The 19,955-nt window shown below is 59.2% G+C and carries 17 protein-coding genes and 1 pseudogene; 10 read left to right on the top strand and 8 right to left on the bottom strand.

Going from position 1 to position 19,955, the window contains the following annotated elements:
* Positions 1-119: 119 nt before the first annotated feature.
* On the top strand, positions 120-2,213 hold the full coding sequence (locus BLQ41_RS26875) for an LTA synthase family protein (protein ID WP_090186652.1): 2,094 nt from the start codon (positions 120-122) through the stop codon (positions 2,211-2,213).
* Positions 2,214-2,273: 60 nt separating this feature from the next.
* On the opposite strand, the gene BLQ41_RS26870 is transcribed toward BLQ41_RS26875, so the two are convergent.
* Entirely contained in the window at positions 2,274-2,432 is a 159-nt protein-coding gene (locus BLQ41_RS26870; protein ID WP_169858239.1) for a DUF3309 family protein, read from the bottom strand.
* A 278-nt stretch (positions 2,433-2,710) separates the two neighbouring features.
* Here BLQ41_RS26870 and BLQ41_RS26865 point away from each other — a divergent pair, with 278 nt between their 5' ends.
* The 3 genes from BLQ41_RS26865 (at position 2,711) to csrA (ending at position 4,254) form a co-directional block, all read left to right on the top strand.
* Positions 2,711-3,526, top strand: coding sequence for an SDR family oxidoreductase (locus BLQ41_RS26865; RefSeq protein WP_090186649.1), 816 nt, complete (start codon positions 2,711-2,713; stop codon positions 3,524-3,526).
* 64 nt (positions 3,527-3,590) lie between these two features.
* Positions 3,591-3,923: a YnfA family protein gene (locus BLQ41_RS26860; RefSeq protein WP_090186646.1), complete on the top strand. Its 333-nt coding sequence runs from the start codon at positions 3,591-3,593 to the stop codon at positions 3,921-3,923.
* 145 nt (positions 3,924-4,068) lie between these two features.
* Entirely contained in the window at positions 4,069-4,254 is a 186-nt protein-coding gene (gene csrA / locus BLQ41_RS26855) for a carbon storage regulator CsrA (RefSeq protein ID WP_090186644.1), read from the top strand.
* 5 nt (positions 4,255-4,259) lie between these two features.
* On the opposite strand, the gene BLQ41_RS26850 is transcribed toward csrA, so the two are convergent.
* From BLQ41_RS26850 to mnmC, 5 genes are all read right to left on the bottom strand, one after another.
* On the bottom strand, positions 4,260-4,487 hold the full coding sequence (locus tag BLQ41_RS26850) for a YheU family protein (protein WP_010461751.1): 228 nt from the start codon (positions 4,485-4,487) through the stop codon (positions 4,260-4,262).
* 106 nt (positions 4,488-4,593) lie between these two features.
* Complete coding sequence (locus tag BLQ41_RS26845) at positions 4,594-5,784, bottom strand: osmoprotectant NAGGN system M42 family peptidase (protein WP_090186641.1); 1,191 nt, start codon at positions 5,782-5,784, stop codon at positions 4,594-4,596.
* 105 nt (positions 5,785-5,889) lie between these two features.
* Positions 5,890-7,638, bottom strand: a complete 1,749-nt coding sequence (gene ngg, locus BLQ41_RS26840) for an N-acetylglutaminylglutamine synthetase (protein ID WP_090186637.1) — start codon at positions 7,636-7,638, stop codon at positions 5,890-5,892.
* 3 nt (positions 7,639-7,641) lie between these two features.
* The gene (locus BLQ41_RS26835; protein ID WP_090186635.1) at positions 7,642-9,414 is read right to left on the bottom strand and encodes an N-acetylglutaminylglutamine amidotransferase; all 1,773 of its coding nucleotides are present in this window, start codon (positions 9,412-9,414) and stop codon (positions 7,642-7,644) included.
* A 406-nt stretch (positions 9,415-9,820) separates the two neighbouring features.
* The gene (mnmC, locus tag BLQ41_RS26830; protein WP_090186633.1) at positions 9,821-11,800 is read right to left on the bottom strand and encodes a bifunctional tRNA (5-methylaminomethyl-2-thiouridine)(34)-methyltransferase MnmD/FAD-dependent 5-carboxymethylaminomethyl-2-thiouridine(34) oxidoreductase MnmC; all 1,980 of its coding nucleotides are present in this window, start codon (positions 11,798-11,800) and stop codon (positions 9,821-9,823) included.
* A 160-nt stretch (positions 11,801-11,960) separates the two neighbouring features.
* Here mnmC and pap point away from each other — a divergent pair, with 160 nt between their 5' ends.
* Both pap and BLQ41_RS26820 read left to right on the top strand, forming a co-directional pair.
* Complete coding sequence (gene pap / locus BLQ41_RS26825; protein WP_090186630.1) at positions 11,961-13,484, top strand: polyphosphate:AMP phosphotransferase; 1,524 nt, start codon at positions 11,961-11,963, stop codon at positions 13,482-13,484.
* 102 nt (positions 13,485-13,586) lie between these two features.
* Positions 13,587-14,771, top strand: a complete 1,185-nt coding sequence (locus BLQ41_RS26820) for a thiolase family protein (protein WP_090186627.1) — start codon at positions 13,587-13,589, stop codon at positions 14,769-14,771.
* Between the two features lie 112 nt (positions 14,772-14,883).
* Here BLQ41_RS26820 and BLQ41_RS26815 read toward each other — a convergent pair whose 3' ends face one another.
* Entirely contained in the window at positions 14,884-15,078 is a 195-nt protein-coding gene (locus BLQ41_RS26815) for a DUF6316 family protein (protein WP_090188857.1), read from the bottom strand.
* A gap of 213 nt (positions 15,079-15,291) precedes the next feature.
* On the opposite strand from BLQ41_RS26815, the pseudogene BLQ41_RS26810 reads away from it, so the two are divergent.
* Positions 15,292-16,256, top strand: a pseudogene (locus tag BLQ41_RS26810) (DMT family transporter).
* A 127-nt stretch (positions 16,257-16,383) separates the two neighbouring features.
* Here BLQ41_RS26810 and BLQ41_RS26805 read toward each other — a convergent pair.
* Positions 16,384-17,778 (bottom strand): class II fumarate hydratase, encoded by a 1,395-nt coding sequence (locus tag BLQ41_RS26805; RefSeq protein ID WP_090186624.1) that lies wholly within the window; start codon positions 17,776-17,778, stop codon positions 16,384-16,386.
* A 191-nt stretch (positions 17,779-17,969) separates the two neighbouring features.
* Here BLQ41_RS26805 and BLQ41_RS26800 point away from each other — a divergent pair, with 191 nt between their 5' ends.
* The 3 genes from BLQ41_RS26800 to trhO all read left to right on the top strand — a co-directional run bounded on the left by BLQ41_RS26800 (position 17,970) and on the right by trhO (position 19,920).
* Positions 17,970-18,494: a DUF2059 domain-containing protein gene (locus BLQ41_RS26800; protein ID WP_033055281.1), complete on the top strand. Its 525-nt coding sequence runs from the start codon at positions 17,970-17,972 to the stop codon at positions 18,492-18,494.
* Positions 18,495-18,506: 12 nt separating this feature from the next.
* Positions 18,507-18,803 carry a BolA family protein gene (locus tag BLQ41_RS26795; RefSeq protein WP_090186621.1) on the top strand — a complete coding sequence of 99 codons (297 nt, stop codon included), beginning with the start codon at positions 18,507-18,509 and terminating at the stop codon, positions 18,801-18,803.
* A 175-nt stretch (positions 18,804-18,978) separates the two neighbouring features.
* Positions 18,979-19,920 (top strand): oxygen-dependent tRNA uridine(34) hydroxylase TrhO, encoded by a 942-nt coding sequence (gene trhO / locus BLQ41_RS26790; RefSeq protein WP_090186618.1) that lies wholly within the window; start codon positions 18,979-18,981, stop codon positions 19,918-19,920.
* The last annotated feature ends 35 nt before the right edge of the window (positions 19,921-19,955 follow it).

Here is a 19,955-nt window from a genome sequence, read left to right as displayed (position 1 = left end):
GGCGGGTGATCGTGCAACATTTGCGCACCGCGCAAGCCCCGGGGCCGAGAACTGGCCAACAGAGGGCAGGTCGCCACCTTATTTTTGAAACTTCAACTTCCAATGGGTCCTAAAACGACATGGTTAACCCGGACGCCCTGAGTCAGCAGCGAGCTTCTAGTCGCCTGCTGCAACCGACCGTCAAATCGCATCTGGCCTACACGCTGCTGTGCGCTTTTATCATGATGGTCATGTTCAGCCTGCTGCGTGTTGCGCTGCTGGTCTACAACCGCTCGATGATTCTCGATACATCGGCGTCGACCTTCCTTGAAGCCTTCGCCAACGGCCTGCGTTTTGATCTGCGTCTGGTGGTCTACCTCAGCGTGCCGTTGCTGCTGGCGTTGTTCAGTGCCCGGGCGATGGCGGCACGCGGTTTTTTCCGCCTTTGGCTCACCGTCGCTTCGAGTATCGCGCTGTTTCTCGGCTTGATGGAAATGGACTTCTACCGCGAATTCCACCAGCGCCTCAACGGTCTGGTCTTCCAGTATGTGAAGGAAGACCCGTCTACCGTCATGAGCATGCTTTGGTATGGTTTTCCGGTGGTTCGCTACCTGCTGGCCTGGGCCTTCGGGACGCTGATCCTGACTCTCGCGTTCAAGGGTGCGGACCGTGCGACCCGGCCTCGTGGCCCATTCAGCGGCGGCAGCATCGGCACGCGCCAGATCGCCCCGTGGTACGCGCGCATCATGGTGTTCGTGGTCTGCCTGCTGGTCTGCGTGGTCGCCGCTCGTGGCACCTTGCGTCAGGGCCCGCCGCTGCGCTGGGGTGACGTCTACACCACCGATTCGAACTTCGCCAACCAGTTAGGCCTCAACGGCACCCTGTCGCTGATCGCGGCGGCCAAGAGCCGGATGTCCGAAGAGCGCGACAATATCTGGAAAGCCACGCTGCCGCAGCCTCTGGCTCAGCAGACCGTGCGTGACATGCTGGTGATGAAAGACGAAAAACTGGTGGACGCCCAAACCGCCGCCGTGCGTCGCGATTACACGCCACCGGCTGACAAGACCCTGCCGATCAAGAACGTGGTTGTGATCCTGATGGAAAGCATGGCCGGTCACTCGGTCGGCGCGCTGGGCGGCCCGGGCAACATTACGCCGTACCTCGACAAATTGTCGAAGGAAGGCCTGCTGTTCGACCGCTTCTTCTCCAACGGCACCCATACCCACCAGGGCATGTTCGCCACCATGGCCTGCTTCCCCAACCTGCCGGGTTTCGAATACCTGATGCAAACCCCGGAAGGCAGCCACAAACTGTCCGGCCTGCCGCAGTTGCTCAGTGCCCGTGACTACGACGATGTGTACGTCTACAACGGCGACTTCGCTTGGGATAACCAGTCGGGTTTCTTCAGCAACCAAGGTATGACCAACTTCATCGGTCGTAACGACTTCGTGAACCCGGTGTTCTCCGATCCGACGTGGGGTGTGTCCGACCAGGACATGTTCGACCGTGGCCTGGTAGAGCTCAAGGCGCGGGAAAACGGCAAGCCGTTCTATGCCCTGTTGCAGACGCTGTCCAACCACACTCCGTATGCCTTGCCGACGCCATTGCCGGTCGAGCGCGTGACTGATCGCGGCAGCCTCAACGAGCACTTGACCGCCATGCGTTACGCCGACTGGGCGTTGGGTCAGTTCTTCGAGAAGGCGCGTAAAGAGCCGTACTTCAAGGAAACCCTGTTTGTGATCGTGGGTGACCACGGTTTCGGTAACGAACAGCAAATCACCGAAATGGACCTGGGCCGTTTCAACGTACCGATGCTGATGATCGCGCCCGGTATCCAGGAAAAGTTCGGCCAGCGTGACCACACCGTGGGCACTCAGATCGACATCGTGCCGACCATCATGGGTCGTATCGGTGGCGAAGTGCGCCATCAGTGCTGGGGGCGTGACCTGCTCAACCTGCCTGAAGGCGACACCGGTTTTGGTGTGATCAAGCCATCGGGCAGCGAACAGACCACGGCCATTCTCACGGCTGACCAGATTCTGGTGCTGCCCAAAGAGAAGGAAATGGAGCCGAAGATGTACCGCTATGAATTGGGCGCTAAGCCGCACGCCGAGATCGTACCTAACGATCCACGCACCGCGGAGTTGAAGCTCAAGCTTGAATCGTTCCTGCAGACGGCGACCAAGAGCCTGCTCGACAATACCGCCGGTGTGGTAGACGGCAAGCCGGACTAAATTTTCGGCAATAAAAAAGAGGCCCTTTTTCAAGGGCCTCTTTTTTTGCCTGTCAGATCGTTAGATCTTGCCGAGTAACAGCAGAATCAACAGCACTACCAATACCACGCCGATGATACCCGACGGGCCATAACCCCAACTTCTGGAGTGTGGGAAGACCGGCAAACCACCTACCAGTAGAAGAATCAGAATAACGATAAGAATTGTGCCCATGTCTATTTCCTTGTTGGAAGTGTTCCGAAGTGACCTAGCTTTAAACTGTCAGCTGGAAAGCATTTAATTCAAGCTGCTTATAACGTCGGACTGGCGCGTGGGTCAGAAAATTCCAAGTTTTTTTAATGTTTTTCGAAGATAGGCTTATTTCGTTTTTGCAACGTTAATTGTGGCAGGTTTGCCGTGGTTTGCTCGGGCCATTCAGCAATCTGATGGAGCGTGGGTCGGGCAATGTCCTTCGCTACACTCAGCGCATCTTTCCCGGAACGACAAGGCTGTTTGCTATGCAAAATCGCATGATGATCACTGGCGCAGGCTCAGGCCTGGGTCGCGAAATCGCGCTGCGCTGGGCGCGTGAAGGCTGGCAGCTGGCCTTGTCGGATGTCAGCGAGCCTGGCCTGCAAGAGACCCTCAAGCTGGTCAAGGAAGCCGGCGGTGACGGGTTTATCCAGCGTTGCGATGTGCGCGATTACAGCCAGCTGACGGCCTTCGCCCAAGCGTGCGAAGAGAAACTGGGCGGCATCGATGTCATCGTCAACAACGCGGGTGTGGCCTCGGGCGGTTTCTTCAGTGAGCTGTCGCTTGAAGATTGGGATTGGCAGATCGCGATCAACCTGATGGGCGTGGTCAAGGGCTGCAAGGCTTTCCTGCCGCTGTTGGAAAAAAGCAAAGGCAAGATCATCAACATCGCGTCGATGGCCGCCCTGATGCAAGGCCCGGCCATGAGCAACTACAACGTGGCCAAAGCCGGCGTCGTTGCATTGTCCGAAAGCTTGCTGATCGAATTGGCGCAGCAGGAAGTGGGCGTGCATGTGGTCTGTCCTTCGTTCTTCCAGACCAACTTGCTCGACTCCTTCCGCGGCCCGACCCCGGCCATGAAAGCCCAGGTCGGCAAACTACTGGAAAGTTCGCCGATCACCGCGACCGACATTGCCGATTATATCTACGAGCACGTCGCCGCCGGTGAGTTCATGATCCTGCCCCACGAACAGGGCCGCATGGCGTGGGCGCTCAAGCAGAAGAACCCACAACTGCTCTACAACGAAATGACCGTCATGGCCGACAAAATGCGCGCCAAGGCCAAACAAAACGCTGGCTGAACTTGCCCCTGCGCAACACCCTCGTTAGGGTGGCCGCAATCGGTCATCCTCGCGAGACGTTTGCATGCTCAATTACTTGTGGTTTTTCCTCGCGGCGCTGTTTGAAATCGCCGGTTGCTTCGCCTTCTGGATGTGGCTTCGTCAAGGTAAGAGCGCCTTGTGGGTCATACCGGCGCTGCTCAGCCTGACTTTGTTTGCGGTGTTGTTGACTCGGGTCGAAGCGACTTACGCGGGCCGCGCCTATGCCGCTTACGGTGGTATCTACATTGTTGCGTCGATCGGCTGGCTGGCGGTGGTCGAGCGGATTCGTCCTTTGGGCTCGGACTGGCTGGGTGTGGCGTTGTGCGTGATCGGGGCCAGCATCATTTTGTTCGGCCCGCGATTCTCTGCCTCCTGATGCTGGAATGAAGCGATTTGTCAGACGTTTCCGTCGGGGGGAATCGTCGTGCGCTGTAGGGCAGGACTGATTTGCCTTCGCTGCATTGAAGAGCCGCTGTGCGACGGGCATCTTCAAGGGCCGGTAACCCTGAAGGATGAATGCCATGCTTGTACTCAGCCGCGTTGTGGGCGAGATGATTTCCATCGGTGACAACATTTCCGTGCGCATTCTTGCCGTCAACGGAGGGAGTGTGCGTTTCGGCGTCGAAGCCCCCCAAAACGTCAATGTGCATCGCGCCGAAGTCTATGAGCGCATCCAGATCAAACTGGCCAAAAACAAGGGGCGTTGAAAGGCTCAGTCGAACAGATGCTTGGGCACATCATGCTTGAGCATCAACTGGCATTGCTCGCTGTCCGGATCGAAGACAATCAGTGCCTGACCCTTGGTCAGCGCCTGGCGGACGCGTAATACGCGGGTTTCCAGCGGCGTGTCATCGCCGTTGTCCGTCCCGTCACGGGTCACGAAATCCTCGATCAGGCGGGTCAGGGTATCGACTTCAAGTTGGTCGTAGGGAATCAGCATAGGCACCTCGGTTTGACAATGGCGCGATGCTACGGCGAATGATCGGTGACGGCTAGCCTAGGCACATTCATTGCCTGACCTGCCGCCACGGATATGAAGTCGTGAATCAGCTCTCGGAGCGCTGCCCCACCAGACTGTCCACCGACGGCACCCGCGTATCGCTTTCCATCTGCGCGTCGTGTTCGATCTGATGACTGAACCGGTCCAGCGATCCCTTCGCCGGCTGAGCATCGCTGGCAAATACCGGCGGACTCAGAATATAGGCACCCAGCAATCGGCTGAGCGCTGCCAGGCTGTCGATGTGCGTACGTTCATAGCCGTGAGTAGCGTCACAGCCGAAGGCGAGCAGGGCGGTACGAATGTCGTGGCCGGCTGTCACCGCCGAATGCGCGTCGCTGAAGTAATAACGGAACAAGTCACGGCGCACCGGCAGCTCGTTTTCACTGGCTAATCGAAGCAGGTGCCGTGACAGGTGATAGTCATAGGGACCGCCGGAATCCTGCATGGCGACGCTCACCGCGTGCTCGCTGGAATGCTGGCCGGGGGCGACCGGTGCGATGTCGATGCCGACAAATTCGCTGACGTCCCAAGGCAATGCCGCCGCGGCGCCGCTGCCGGTTTCTTCGGTGATGGTGAACAGGGGATGGCAGTCGATCATCAACTCTGCGCCGCTGTCGACGATTGCTTTCATGGCCGCCAGCAGTGCCGCGACGCCGGCCTTGTCGTCCAGGTGGCGAGCACTGATGTGGCCGCTTTCGGTGAATTCGGGCAGCGGGTCGAAGGCGACAAAATCGCCCACGCTGATGCCCAGTGAGTCGCAATCGGCACGGGTCGCGCAATAAGCGTCCAGGCGCAATTCAATGTGATCCCAGCTGATCGGCATCTCATCCACCGCCGTGTTGAACGCGTGCCCCGAGGCCATCAACGGCAATACGCTGCCGCGGATCACGCCGTTGTCGGTGAACAGGCTGACACGGCTGCCCTCGGCAAATCGGCTGGACCAGCAACCGACCGGCGCCAAGGTGAGTCGACCATTGTCTTTCACGGCACGCACCGCCGCACCGATGGTGTCGAGGTGGGCGGAAACCGCGCGATCTGGGCTGTTCTTCTTGCCCTTGAGCGTTGCGCGGATCGTACCGCGCCGGGTCATTTCGAATGGAATGCCCAGCTCTTCAAGGCGCTCGGCGACGTAACGCACAATGGTGTCGGTAAACCCGGTCGGGCTGGGAATGGCGAGCATTTCGAGCAAGACTTTTTGCAGGTAGTTGAGATCCGGTTCAGGGATTTTGCTGGTCATGGAAACTCCTGATGAGTTGTGCGCATCGATGGTTTCGATGAGGAGAGAAAAGATCTCGCCTGAACTGGCGCCTTCGCAAACAGGCGCCATTCCAGGCGTTAATCATTAAGAAGCCGCTGGCTGACTGTGCGGAAACAACAAATCCACGAACCGCTCTGCCGTCGGCTGCGGTTCATGGTTGGCCAGCCCCGCACGCTCGTTGGCTTCGATGAATACGTATTCCGGCTGATCCGCTGCAGGCACCAACAGGTCGAGCCCGACCATTGGAATGTCCAGCGCCCGAGCGGCACGTACGGCGGCATCCACCAGGGTCGGATGCAAGATCGCCGTGACATCCTCAAGGACGCCACCGGTGTGAAGATTCGCCGTACGCCTTACGAACAGATGCTCGCCGGCTGGCAGAATGCTGTTGTAGTCGTAACCCGCCGCCTGCAAGGTGCGCTGGGTCTCGTGGTCCAGAGGGATTTTGCTTTCACCGCTGGTAGCGGCCTGTCGACGACGACTCTGGGCCTCGATCAGCGCACCGATCGAATGCTGGCCATCGCCAACCACTTCGGCCGGTCGGCGAATGGCCGCGGCGACGACTTCAAAACCAATCACCAGAATCCGCAGATCAAGGCCTTCGTGGAAGCTTTCCAATAACACACGGCTGTCGAATTGGCGGGCCGCGTCGATGGCTTGCTGAATGTCCTCGATGGTCTGCAGATCCACGGCAACGCCTTGGCCCTGTTCGCCATCCAGAGGTTTGACCACCACCCGTTCGTGCTCATCGAGAAAGGCCAGGTTGTCATCGGCATTGCCCGCCAGTTGCTGGGACGGCAGGTTCAGCCCGGCGGCCTTGAGCACTTTATGCGTCAGGCTTTTGTCCTGGCACAAGCTCATGCTGATGGCGCTGGTCAGGTCACTCAACGATTCGCGACAACGTACGCGACGTCCGCCATGACTGAGGGTGAACATGCCGGCATTGGCATCATCGACATGCACATCGATGCCACGGCGATGGGCTTCCTCGACAATGATTCGTGCATACGGATTGAATTCGGCTTCCGGGCCCGGACCGAGGAACAACGGCTGGTTGATGCCATTCTTGCGCTTGATGGCAAAGGTCGGGAGGTTGCGGAAACCGAGCTTGGCATAAAGACTTTTAGCCTGACGGTTGTCGTGCAGCACCGACAAGTCCAAGTAGCTCAGGCCACGGCTCATGAAGTGTTCGATCAGGTGGCGTACCAGCACTTCACCGACGCCGGGCCGCGAACAGTGCGGATCCACCGCCAGGCACCAAAGGCTGCTGCCGTTTTCCGGGTCGTTGAAGGCCTTGTGGTGATTGAGGCCCATGACACTGCCAATGATTGCGCCGCTGTCCTCATCTTCAGCCAGCCAATAAACCGGGCCACCTTGATGGCGCGGCGTCAGGAGATGTGCATCGATGGGCAACATGCCGCGTGCGTGATACAGCTGATTGATCGCCTCCCAGTCTGTTTCGCTCTGGGCGCGGCGAATCCTGAAACCACGAAACACGCGCGTTGACTGACGGTAATCGCTGAACCATAGACGCAACGTGTCGGATGGGTCGAGGAACAGTTGAGCCGGCTCCAGCCCCAACACTTGCTGGGGGGCGGCGACGTACAGCGCAATGTCTCGCTCGCCCGGCTGCTCATTGAGCAACTCCTGGGCGAGGCTCGCCGGATCAGGAAACGTGTGGCCGATCAGCAATCGGCCCCAGCCGCAATGCACCGCAATGGGCGCGGTGCCCAGTTCACTGCCGTCTTCGGCCAGTCGCGCCTGCAAGCGTTCATAAGTAGGCGACTGACCGCGCAACAAGCGTTGGCTATACGCCGTGGCGTTAGGTTTCATCGATCAGATTCCTTGTTCACTGAGCCACAGGTTCAGGGCCGCCAACTGCCACAGCTTGGAGCCGCGCAACGGGGTCAACTGGCCTTGCGGATCGGTCAGCAGGCGGTCAAGCATGGCCGGCTTGAACAGACCACGATCCTGACTCGGATCCAGCAGCAGTTCGCGGACCCAGTTCAGCGTGTCTCCTTGCAAGTGCTTGAGGCCCGGCACCGGAAAGTAACCTTTCTTGCGATCAATCACTTCGCTCGGAATGACCAGTCGCGCTGCTTCCTTCAGTACCTGTTTGCCACCGTCCGGCAGTTTGAATTTGCCCGGCACGCGGGCCGACAATTCCACCAGGCGATAGTCCAGAAACGGTGTGCGCGCTTCCAGGCCCCACGCCATGGTCATGTTGTCGACGCGTTTGACCGGGTCGTCCACCAGCATGATCGTGCTGTCCAGGCGCAGGGCCTTGTCGACGGCGGCATCGGCGCCGGGTTGTGCGAAATGTTCCTTCACGAAGTCGCCTGCGGCGTCATTCGCTGTCAGCCATTTCGGCTGCACCGTGGCGGCGTAATCTTCATAGCTACGGTCGAAGAACGCATCGCGGTAAGCGGCATACGGATCGGCGGCGCCGTCGACTTGCGGATACCAGTGATAACCGGCAAACAGCTCATCCGCACCCTGGCCGCTCTGCACCACTTTGCAATGCTTGGCCACTTCCCGGGACAGCAGGTAGAAGGCGATGCAGTCATGACTGACCATCGGCTCGCTCATGGCACGAAACGCCGCGGGCAGTTGTTCGATGATCTCTTTTTCGTCGATGCGCAGTTGATGGTGTTGCGTGTTGTAGTGCTTGGCGATCAGGTCCGAATACTGGAATTCGTCGCCGCGCTCGCCGCCCGCATCCTGGAAACCGATGGAAAACGTCGACAGGTTTTCGACGCCGACTTCGCGCAACAGACCGACCAGCATGCTCGAATCGACGCCACCGGAAAGCAGGACGCCAACGTCGACCGCTGCCCGTTGACGGATCGCCACAGCGTCACGGGTGCTGTCGAGGACACGGTCACGCCAGTCTTCGAGCGTCAGATTCATCTCGTCGGCGTGTGGGCCGTAGGGCAGGGTCCACCAGGTTTTCTGTTCGGTACGACCGTCGGCCTCGATGCGCATCCAGGTCGCGGGCGGCAGTTTTTCAATGCCGGCCAGCAAGGTGCGCGGCGCTGGGACCACCGCATGAAAGTTCAGGTAGTGATTGAGTGCCACCGGATCAAGGATCGGGTTGATATCGCCGCCCTTGAGCAGTGCCGGCAGAGCGGAGGCAAAACGCAGGCGCTGCCCGGTGCGCGACAGGTACAGCGGCTTCACGCCGAGACGGTCGCGGGCGATGAACAGGCGTTGGGCGTCACGTTCCCAGATAGCGAACGCGAACATGCCGTTGAGTTTTGGCAGCAGCGCTTCACCCCAGGCGTGATAGCCCTTGAGCAGCACTTCGGTGTCGCCACCGGAATAGAAGGCATAGCCGAGGCTTTCAAGCTCGGTGCGCAGTTCCGGGAAGTTATAAATCGCGCCGTTGAAGGCCAGGGACAAGCCCAATTGATTGTCGATCATCGGCTGCGCCGAGCCGTCCGACAGGTCCATGATTTTCAGGCGACGATGGCCCAGGGCAATCGGCCCTTGGGCATGAAACCCCCACGCGTCAGGACCGCGTGGTGCCAGGTGATGGGTGATCCGTTCAACGGCCGCCAGGTCCGCAGGTTGATGATCGAAGCGTAACTCGCCAGCTAATCCGCACATAAATTCCTTACCGGTTTTTCCGTTGGGGAGGGTCAATCGATAGTCGGCCAAAGTGCCGGGTACTCAGAAACTGACCCGGTGAAATCGTGGGAGTTTTAGATCGATAAGTAATAAGGGTTCAAGTTCAAGGGGCTGCCCATAACTCAAAATGCGCGGTCGCGTGCGGTAGATAGTTAGGTTATGGATGAGTAATGCTGATGGTTAAGCGGCTGAAAATAATGGGATTTTGCGTTATTCATCGTTCAACGCATTCTCTACGGTAGAGGCTCTTTTGTATGAACAAGGAACACTGCGTAAGTCTGACCGAAAAAGAAGCCGCGCAGACTTCAGTTTTTTCGAGCAGTTGAACCAGACCGCGTAGGGAATTGAAGATCTGGCCATCTGTGCGCTGCCACGCAGTTGAGTTTTATTGGCCCCGGATCAGGCGCCGCAGGGCAAAGCGATTCGGATGACAGGCCTCGGCTACGGCTCTGGGCAGTGGCAATGGTTCGTCGTCGAGCCAGGCCGCCAGCAATTCGCCTGACAAGGGCGCGGTGATCAGCCCACGCGAACCATGGCCACTGTTGACGTACACACCTTCCAGCCATGGGCACGGGATGTCCGGGGTTTGCCGGGCGTCCTTGCCCAAGGAGGCGTAGGCGTCGACGAAGGCCTCACGGTCTGCCAAAGGGCCGACAATCGGCAGGTAATCGGGGCTGGTGCAGCGAAACGCTGCGCGTCCTTCGAGTGCTTCGGGTCGCAAGGTGTCGGCGCCAAGTCGAGCCACCAGGTCCATCGAGATTTCTTCGAGCATGTGCAGATTGCCGGCATGCTCGGCGGCTGTTGGCGTCAGGTCATCGTTGTTGAAATCAAAACTCGCGCCGAGTGTGTGCTCACCCAAGCGAGCAGGCGCGACATAGCCTTCGGCGCAGACCACGGTACTCAAGCCTTGGCTTTCTGGTGTCTGGGGGAGTCGGGTGATTTGGCCGCGAATACGTTTGAGGGGTAAATCGCTACTGAAGTCGAAACGCTTGATGTCGGCTGCACCGGCCAGTACCACCGTCGGCGCGCTGGCCAGCAACCGGTCGCCGTCCCACGCCTGCCAATGCCCCTGCTCACGACGCAATTGCAGTACATCGTGGTGCGTCAGGATCTGGATACCCGGATGCGCTGCTTGCCAGGTGCAAAGTGCGGGCGGGTGCACCCAGCCGCCCTCGGGATAGAACAGGCCGCCCCATTGCAGGTCAATACCGGCGCGAATCCGGGCCTGTTGCTGATCGAGCGTGTGCAATAAATCTTCGGGAAAGGCTTGCGCCAACTGCGCCTGGCGTTGCTCTTCCTTGGCGTTGAACGCCAGTTGCAGCACGCCGCAATCGTCCCAGTCAACGCCGCGCTGCAGATGCTCGAGCAGACGTCGGGTGTAACCGAAACCACTGACAATCAACTGTGACAATGCCGTACCGTGGGCCGAAAGCTTGAGGTACAAAACGCCTTGGGGATTGCCTGAGGCTTCCTGTGCCAGTGCGTCATGTCGCTCCAGCAGACTCACTTGCCAACCCCGCGCCGCGAGGCTGGCGGCAGTCGCGCAACCGGCCAGGCCGGCGCCGATCACCAGCGCATGACGTTCGCCGGGCGCTGGTGTCGGGCGAGCAAACCAGGGCTTGGCGGCAACGGGTACAGCGCTGTCTTCCGGCCACCCCAGGAACACGCCCCGCAGGACTTCCCACTTATGGCCAATACCCGGCGTGCGCTTCATCTTGAACCCTGCCGCATTCAGCAGGCGGCGCACCCAGCCGGTACTGGTGAAGGTGCTGATGGTCGATCCTGGCGCGGCCAGGCGCGCCAGTTCGGCAAACAGTTCGGCGGTCCACATGTCGGGGTTTTTCGCCGGGGCGAAACCGTCGAGAAACCAGGCATCGATCCGTGCATCCAGTTGCGGCAACTGCTCCAGTGCATCGCCGATCAACAAGGTCAGGGTCACGCGGCCATTGTCCAGAACCAGTCGCTGGAAGCCATGATGGATCGCCACGTAGTGCGCCAGCAATTGGTCGGCAAACGGCTTGAGCTCCGGCCATAACGCCAGTGCCCGTTGCAGGTCCGGGGTGCTCAACGGGTATTTTTCGACGCTGACAAAATGCAGCCGCGCACCGGCCACTGCCTGCTGCTCGAACAACTGCCAGGCACACAGAAAGTTAAGCCCGGTGCCAAAGCCGGTTTCGCCAATGACCAGTCGACCCCCGGCCGGCAGCGCCGCAAAACGTTCACGCAATCCGTTCTGTTCAAGGAACACGTAGCGGGTTTCTTCAAGGCCTGACTGGTTGGAAAAATACACATCGTCAAAGACTCGCGAACGCGGGAGTCCCTGGTCGTCCCAGTCAAGTTGGGCGTTAGGCAATACAGGTTTCATGGCAGGCTCTGCAACGGCAAGGTGGCCATTCTAGCCGATCGCCGTGACGACGCTTGATCCATGACAGCTCCTCACCTCATAACCCTGGCCCGAGGGAATTTCTCTACGGACTGGCGGCCCAATCCGCTAGTCTTGCTCAATACGGGAAAGGGAGCTGTCCATGTTCGAATCTGCTGAAATCGGTCACGCTATCGACAAAGAAACCTATGACGCTGAAGTGCCGGCGCTGCGTGAGGCCTTGCTTGAAGCGCAGTTCGACCTTCAGCAGCAAAAACGCTTTGCAGTGATTATTTTAATCAATGGCATCGAAGGCGCCGGCAAGGGTGAAACGGTCAAGTTGCTCAACGAGTGGATGGACCCACGCTTGATCGAGGTCCGCACGTTCGATCAACAGACCGACGAAGAACTGGCGCGACCACCGGCCTGGCGCTATTGGCGGATGCTGCCGGCCAGTGGGCGCATGGGGGTGTTCTTTGGCAACTGGTACAGCCAGATGCTGCAAGGTCGGGTACATGGCTTGTTCAAGGACGCGGTGCTGGATCAGGCGATTAACCAGTCCGAACGCTTTGAAAAAATGTTGTGCGACGAAGGCACGCTGATCTTCAAGTTCTGGTTCCACCTTTCCAAAAAACAAATGAAGGCGCGACTCAAGGCGCTCGCCGACGATCCGCTGCACAGTTGGCGCATCAGTCCGCTGGACTGGCAGCAATCGGCCACTTTTGACAAGTTCGTTAAATACGGCGAGCGCGTGTTGCGCCGCACCAGTCGTGACTACGCACCCTGGCATGTGATTGAAGGAGTGGATGCGCATTATCGCAGCCTGACGGTGGGCAAGATCCTGCTCGAAGGTTTGCAAAATGCCCTGCAGCGTCCCCAGGTGCACGCGGACAAGGTCAACGCAGCGCCGCTGCCGATCCATGTCGATCAGTTGAACCTGCTCGACAGCCTGGACCTGACCCTGAATCTGGAGAAGGAAGATTACGAAGAACAACTGATCACCGAGCAGGCGCGGTTCTCGGGCTTGATGCGCGACAAACGCATGCGCCGACACGCCTTGGTGGCGGTGTTCGAAGGCAATGATGCGGCGGGCAAGGGCGGGGCGATTCGTCGGGTCGCCGCGGCGCTCGACCCCCGTCAGTACAACATCGTGCCGATTGCCGCGCCCACCGAAGAGGAACGGGCGCAGCCCTATCTGTGGCGTTTCTGGCGGCACATCCCGGCCAAGGGCAAGTTCACGGTGTTCGATCGATCGTGGTACGGCCGGGTATTGGTCGAGCGCGTTGAGGGCTTCTGCCCGCCCGCCGACTGGCTGCGGGCTTACAGCGAGATCAATGATTTCGAAGAGCAGATTTCCGATTCGGGCGTTATCGTGGTCAAGTTCTGGCTGGCTATCGACAAGGTGACGCAACTTGAGCGATTCCAGGCGCGCGAAAATATTCCCTTCAAGCGTTTCAAGATCACCGAAGACGACTGGCGCAATCGCGACAGATGGGACGCTTACCGCGCGGCGGTGGGCGACATGGTTGACCGCACCAGCACCGAAATCTCGCCGTGGACCCTGGTGGAAGCCAATGACAAGCGCTGGGCTCGGGTCAAAGTCCTGCGCACGATCAACCATGCGCTGGAAGAGGCGTTCGAGAAATCAGACAAACAGGCGAGGAAAGCGAAAAAACGCAAGCAGTGAGGCGATGGTTACGCATACGCGGGGTGAATGATTGTCGCGGTCGGTTATGCGGTGGACTTATGCTCGGTCCACTCTCAACCGACAACAACAATGAGGTATGCCATGCGTGAAGTGGTGATCGTCGACAGCGTGCGGACCGGCCTGGCCAAATCCTTTCGCGGCAAGTTCAACCAGACCCGTCCGGACGACATGGCGGCGCATTGTGTCAATGCGCTGTTGGAACGCTCAGGCATTGACCCTGCCAGCGTCGAGGATTGCATCGTCGGTGCAGGTTCCAACGAAGGCGCGCAGGGCTTCAACATCGGGCGCAATGTCGCGGTGTTGTCGCGGTTGGGCATCGGCACCGCCGGCATGACCTTGAACCGTTTCTGCTCCTCGGGCTTGCAGGCCATCGCCATTGCCGCCAACCAGATCGCCTCGGGTTGCAGCGACATCATTGTTGCCGGTGGTGTGGAATCCATCAGCCTGACCATGAAAAGCGTCAACACCGATAACCTCATCAACCCGCTGCTGAAAGAGCAGGTGCCGGGCATTTATTTCCCGATGGGGCAGACCGCCGAAATCGTTGCGCGCCGTTACCACGTCAGCCGTGAAGAGCAGGATCTGTACGCCCTGCAAAGTCAGCAACGAACCGCTCAAGCGCAGGCCGCTGGATTGTTCGACGATGAAATTGTGCCAATGGCGGTGAAGTATCGGGTTGAAGACAAGGCCACCGGCCAGATTCAGATCCTCGACGGTATCGTCGATCACGACGACTGCAATCGCCCGGACACCACGCTGCAAAGCCTGGCCGGGTTGAAGCCGGTGTTTACTGAAGACGGCTCGGTGACGGCGGGCAACTCTTCGCAATTGTCCGATGGCGCGTCGATGACGCTGGTGATGAGCCTGGAAAAAGCGCTGGAACTGGGTCTGAAGCCTAAGGCGTTTTTTCGTGGGTTCGCGGTAGCTGGGTGCGAGCCGGACGAAATGGGGATCGGCCCGGTGTTCTCGGTGCCCAGGTTACTCAAGGCCAAGGGTTTGCAGGTGGCGGACATTGACCTTTGGGAGCTCAACGAAGCCTTCGCTTCGCAGTGCCTGTACAGCCGCAATCGCCTGGAGATCGATAACGACAAGTACAACGTCAATGGCGGCTCGATATCCATCGGTCACCCGTTCGGCATGACCGGATCGCGTCAGGTCGGGCATATCGTGCGTGAGTTGCAACGGCGCAATGTGCGCTACGGCGTGGTCACCATGTGCGTGGGTGGCGGGATGGGGGCGACCGGGTTGTTTGAGGCGGTGCGTTAAGTACTTCAAGATTTGTAGCGGTTGTTAAATAGCTATCGCGGGCAAGCCCGCTCCCACAGTGGATCGCATTCCAATGTGGGAGCGGGCTCGCCCGCGATGCAGTCGCCTCGGTCTACAGGCTCATACGCACAAGCAGCCTGCGTTCGATGTAAGCCTGGATCTCCTGCGCCGCCTTCTCCCGGTTTTCAAACGGCCCCTCGAGGGTGTTCTCCCGGGTGACGAAAAACAATTGTCCATTCACACGGCACAAACGGTCACTGCGAAAGTACGTGGCGGGAGCTGGGTCCTTGGCGCGCATGCCGTACATGGCTGTCTCCTGTTGGATGTTGCTGTTAGCAGACCCAATGAGCTTATGCATGAACCACTTGCGGCGCCTGTCCAGCTGATCGACGGCACTTCGCCAGATTTTTGATGCGACCTGCACAGTTTCATTCGCGGCCTGGCGGTAACTGTGCCTGTGTCGCACTCCGGTCTGAGCCTAGAATGGTGTCTCTTGCTATCTGGCTTTTTCGGGGTTCGCATGCACATTTCATCCGGTCGCTGGGTTTACGGTCTCTGCCTGGCCTTGCTGACCGCGTTGTTGTGGGGAATCCTGCCGATCAAACTCAAACAAGTGCTGCTGGTGATGGACCCGGTGACGGTGACCTGGTTTCGCCTGATCGTGTCCGGCGGTTGCCTGTTCATTTCATTTACCTGGCCGCGACCAGGCGCCTGCCCAGCCGTAAAGTCCTCGGCCCGCGCGGTGGCTGGCTGGTGGTGATGGCGGTGCTCGGTCTGGTCGGTAACTACGTGCTGTACCTGACGGGCCTGAACCTGCTCAGCCCCGGCACCGCGCAACTGGTAGTGCAGATGGGCCCGATCATGTTGCTGATCGCCAGTCTGTTTGTGTTCAAGGAACGGTTCAGCGTGGGGCAGGGGATAGGCCTGCTGGTGCTGTTGATTGGCTTCGGGCTGTTTTTCAACCAGCGTCTGGTCGAGTTGCTGACGTCGCTGAGCGATTACACCGCGGGCGTGTTGCTGGTGTTGTTGGCCTCAACCGTCTGGACCTTTTACGCGTTGGGGCAGAAGCAATTGCTGACGGTGTGGAATTCATTGCAGGTGATGATGGTGATTTACCTGTTCTGTGCTCTGTTGCTAACGCCATGGGTGCATCCGCTGGAAGCGCTGCAACTGAGTCCGCTTCAAGGTTGGCTGCTGCTGGCGTGCTGCATGAACACGCTGATTGCCTACGGCGCATTTGCCGAAGCGCTGGCGCATTGGGAAGCGTCACGGGTCAGTGCTACGTTGGCGATTACACCGTTAGTGACGTTCGCTGCTGTCGCTTTGGCGGCGTGGTTGTGGCCGGAGTATGTGCACGCCGAGACGATCAATGGTCTGGGGTATGGCGGGGCGGTGCTGGTGGTGCTGGGATCGGCGCTGGTGGCATTGGGGCCGTCGTTGATGGCGGGGCTTCGGGCCCGGCGCGTTCGGATGTCCGTGAGCTGATCGTTCCCACGCTCTGCGTGGGAATGCCTCAATGGACGCTCCGCGTCCGCTTCGGCAGGGACGCGGAGCGTTCCGGGCTGCATTCCCACGCAGAGCGTGGGAACGATCAACTCAATCACTACAAGATTCAGCCTTTGGCCCCGGCCTCCAGCATATTCTCCGGCCGCACCCACGCATCAAACTCTTCATCGGTCAGATAGCCCAACTGCAATGCCGCTTCCCGCAGCGTCAGCCCTTCGGCGTACGCCTTCTTGGCAATCTCCGCCGACTTGTCGTAGCCGATATGCGGGTTCAGCGCCGTCACCAGCATCAATCCGCGTTCCAGGTGCTCGGCCATTTTCGCCGCGTCCGGCTCAAGGCCGGCGATGCAATGTTGCTGGAAGTTGCTGCAGCCATCGCCCAGCAATCGGATCGATTGCAGCAGGTTGTGGATGATTACCGGTTTGAACACGTTCAATTGCAAGTGGCCCTGACTCGCCGCAAAACCGATGGCGACGTCGTTGCCCAAGACCTGACACGCAAGCATCGACAGCGCTTCGCACTGCGTCGGGTTGACCTTGCCCGGCATGATCGAGCTGCCCGGTTCGTTGGCCGGCAGCTTCACTTCAGCGAACCCGGCTCGCGGCCCGGAACCCAGCAGGCGCAGATCGTTGGCGATCTTCATCAGGGTCACGGCAAGGGTTTTCAGTGCCCCGGACAACGTGGTCAGCGGCTCATGACCGGCCAGCGCGGCGAATTTATTCGGTGCGGTGACGAACGGCAGGCCGGAGAGGGCGGCCAATTCGGCAGCGATCGCCTCGCCGAAACCATGCGGCGAGTTCAGCCCGGTGCCGACGGCGGTGCCGCCCTGTGCCAGCTCGCACACTGCCGGCAGCGCACTGCGGATCGCCCGTTCGGCGTAATCCAGTTGCGCGATGAATGCCGAGACTTCCTGGCCGAAGGTGATCGGCGTGGCATCCATCATGTGGGTCCGGCCGGTCTTGACCAGTTTCATGTGCCGCGCCGACAGCTCGGCCAACCCGCCAGACAGCTCGCTGATGGCCGGCAGCAAATGCTGCTGGACCGCCTGAACGGTGGCGATGTGCATGGCCGTCGGGAAGCAGTCGTTGGAGCTTTGGGAGCGATTGACGTGATCGTTGGGGTGAACCGGCGACTTGCCGCCGCGTGGGTTGCCGGCCAATTCGTTGGCACGTCCGGCAATCACTTCGTTGACGTTCATGTTGCTCTGGGTGCCGCTGCCGGTCTGCCAGACCACCAGCGGGAACTGGTCGTCGTGGCTGCCGTCGAGCACTTCGTCGGCGGCCTGTTCGATCAGCCGGGCGATGTCGGCCGGCAGATCACCGTTGCGGTCATTGACCCGCGCCGCGGCTTTCTTGATCAGCGCCAGTGCATGCAGCACAGCCAGCGGCATGCGTTCGTTGCCGATGGCGAAGTTAATCAGCGAGCGTTGCGTCTGAGCGCCCCAGTAGGCTTCATCCGGGACTTCCACCTGGCCAAGGCTGTCGGTTTCGATACGGCTCATCTTGCACACTCCTGTAGGTCGATAGCGCAGTTTAGGCCGTGATCGCCGGCCGTGGTTCCATCAGTCTGGATTTTGACCGTTCAACCCCTCTAAATCAGACCCGACAAGGCTTGGGGTTGAGTGACACACTTTTTTAGGCGCAGAATGGACGCCCTTGGGGTTTTACCTCGCCTGCTAGAAAAGGAAACTCGATGACTCGTCTTCGTGCCATCTGTACCGCGGTTGCACTGGTTTGCGCCAGCGGCCCTGTTTTTGCCGATACCGCCAGCCACAACGCCAGTGCCGAAGCTTTCCTGACCCTGGCGCACGCTGACAAATTGGGCACTCCGGTGTACATGCAAGTGCAGCAAATGTTCGCTCAGCGCTTTGAACAGACCAAAGCCCCTGAATCGAAAAAAGCCTTGTTGGAAACTTACCAAGCCAAAGCCAACGCAGCGCTGGACCAAGCCATTGGCTGGAACAAGCTGAAGCCGGACATGGTCAAGCTCTACACCACCAACTTCAGCGAATCCGAGCTCAAGGACCTGGTTGCTTTCTACCAGTCGCCACTGGGCAAGAAAGTCCTGGAAAAAATGCCGCAGCTGACTCAGCAATCGGCCCAGATGACCCAAGCCAAGCTGGAAAGCGCAGTGCCTGTGGTCAACAAACTGCTGGCTGACATGACGGCCGAGCTGGAGCCTAAAGGCGCCGCTGCTCCTGCCAAGAAAAAGCCATAAGCGGAGTTCGGTATGACCATGCAACAACGCATTGAATCGACGCTGGGCCTGTTACAGCCCGAGCACCTGCAAGTGCTGGATGAAAGCCACATGCACAGCCGTGGGTTGCAGACCCATTTCAAGGCCGTGGTGGTCAGCCAGCAGTTCGAGGGGCTCAACCGCGTCAAGCGTCACCAAAAAGTCTACGGCACGCTCGGCGAGCTGATGGGCGAGTTCCATGCGTTGGCGCTGCATACCTACACGCCAGAAGAATGGGCACAGATCGATGCGGCTCCGGCCTCGCCAACCTGTGCTGGAGGAAAGCAGTAAAAAGCAGCTTCAAGCTGCAAGCTGCAAGATTACGGTGACCTGCTTCAACTTGCCGCTTGAAGCTTACCGCTCGAAGCTGCTTTCTTGCTAAAATCCGCAACGCGCCGCTCACCCGGCGCGTTTTTTTTCGCATCCGGTTCACCCTTTGCGAGGGTAGCCACCTGGAGAATCACCCATGACACAAAAGATTGTCGTGGCGGCACTGTATAAGTTCGTCACTCTGGAAGATTACGTCGCCCTGCGCGAGCCATTGCTGCAAGCGATGGTCGATAACGGCGTCAAAGGCACGCTGCTGATCGCCGAAGAAGGCATCAACGGCACCGTGTCCGGCAGCCGTGAAGGCATTGACGGGCTTATGGCCTGGCTCAAGAACGACCCGCGCATGGACGACATCGACCACAAAGAGTCGTACTGCGACGATCAGCCGTTCTACCGCACCAAGGTCAAGCTCAAGAAAGAAATCGTCACCCTCGGCGTCGAAGGCGTGGACCCGAACAAAAAGGTCGGCACCTACGTCGATCCGCAGAACTGGAATGCGCTGATCAGCGATCCTGAAGTGCTGTTGATCGACACCCGCAACGATTACGAGGTCTCGATCGGCACCTTCGAAGGCGCCATCGATCCGAAAACCACCAGTTTTCGTGAATTCCCTGATTACATCAAAGCCAATTTCGACCCTGCCGTGCACAAGAAAGTCGCGATGTTCTGCACCGGCGGCATTCGTTGCGAGAAGGCGTCGAGCTACATGCTCAGCCAGGGCTTCGATGAGGTTTACCATCTCAAGGGTGGCATCCTGAAGTACCTCGAAGAGGTGCCGCAGGAAGAAACCAAATGGCAGGGCGACTGCTTTGTGTTCGACAACCGCGTGACCGTGCGTCATGACCTCAGCGAAGGCGACTACGATCAGTGTCATGCCTGTCGTACGCCGGTAAGCGTCGAAGACCGCGCCTCCGAGCACTACGTGGCCGGCATCAGTTGCCCGCATTGCTGGAACACGCTGAGCGAGAAGACCCGGCGCAGTGCCATTGATCGGCAGAAGCAGATCGAACTGGCCAAGGCGCGCAACTTGCCTCACCCGATCGGCTACAACTACAAGCAAACCCCTTCCGAGGCTTGAATCATGTCTGTACGCCGCCTGCTCTATGTGATGGA

Origin of the sequence: Pseudomonas arsenicoxydans, assembly GCF_900103875.1 — a bacterium.
Classification (GTDB): domain Bacteria; phylum Pseudomonadota; class Gammaproteobacteria; order Pseudomonadales; family Pseudomonadaceae; genus Aquipseudomonas; species Aquipseudomonas arsenicoxydans.
This window is presented reverse-complemented; position numbering and strand designations above follow the sequence as displayed.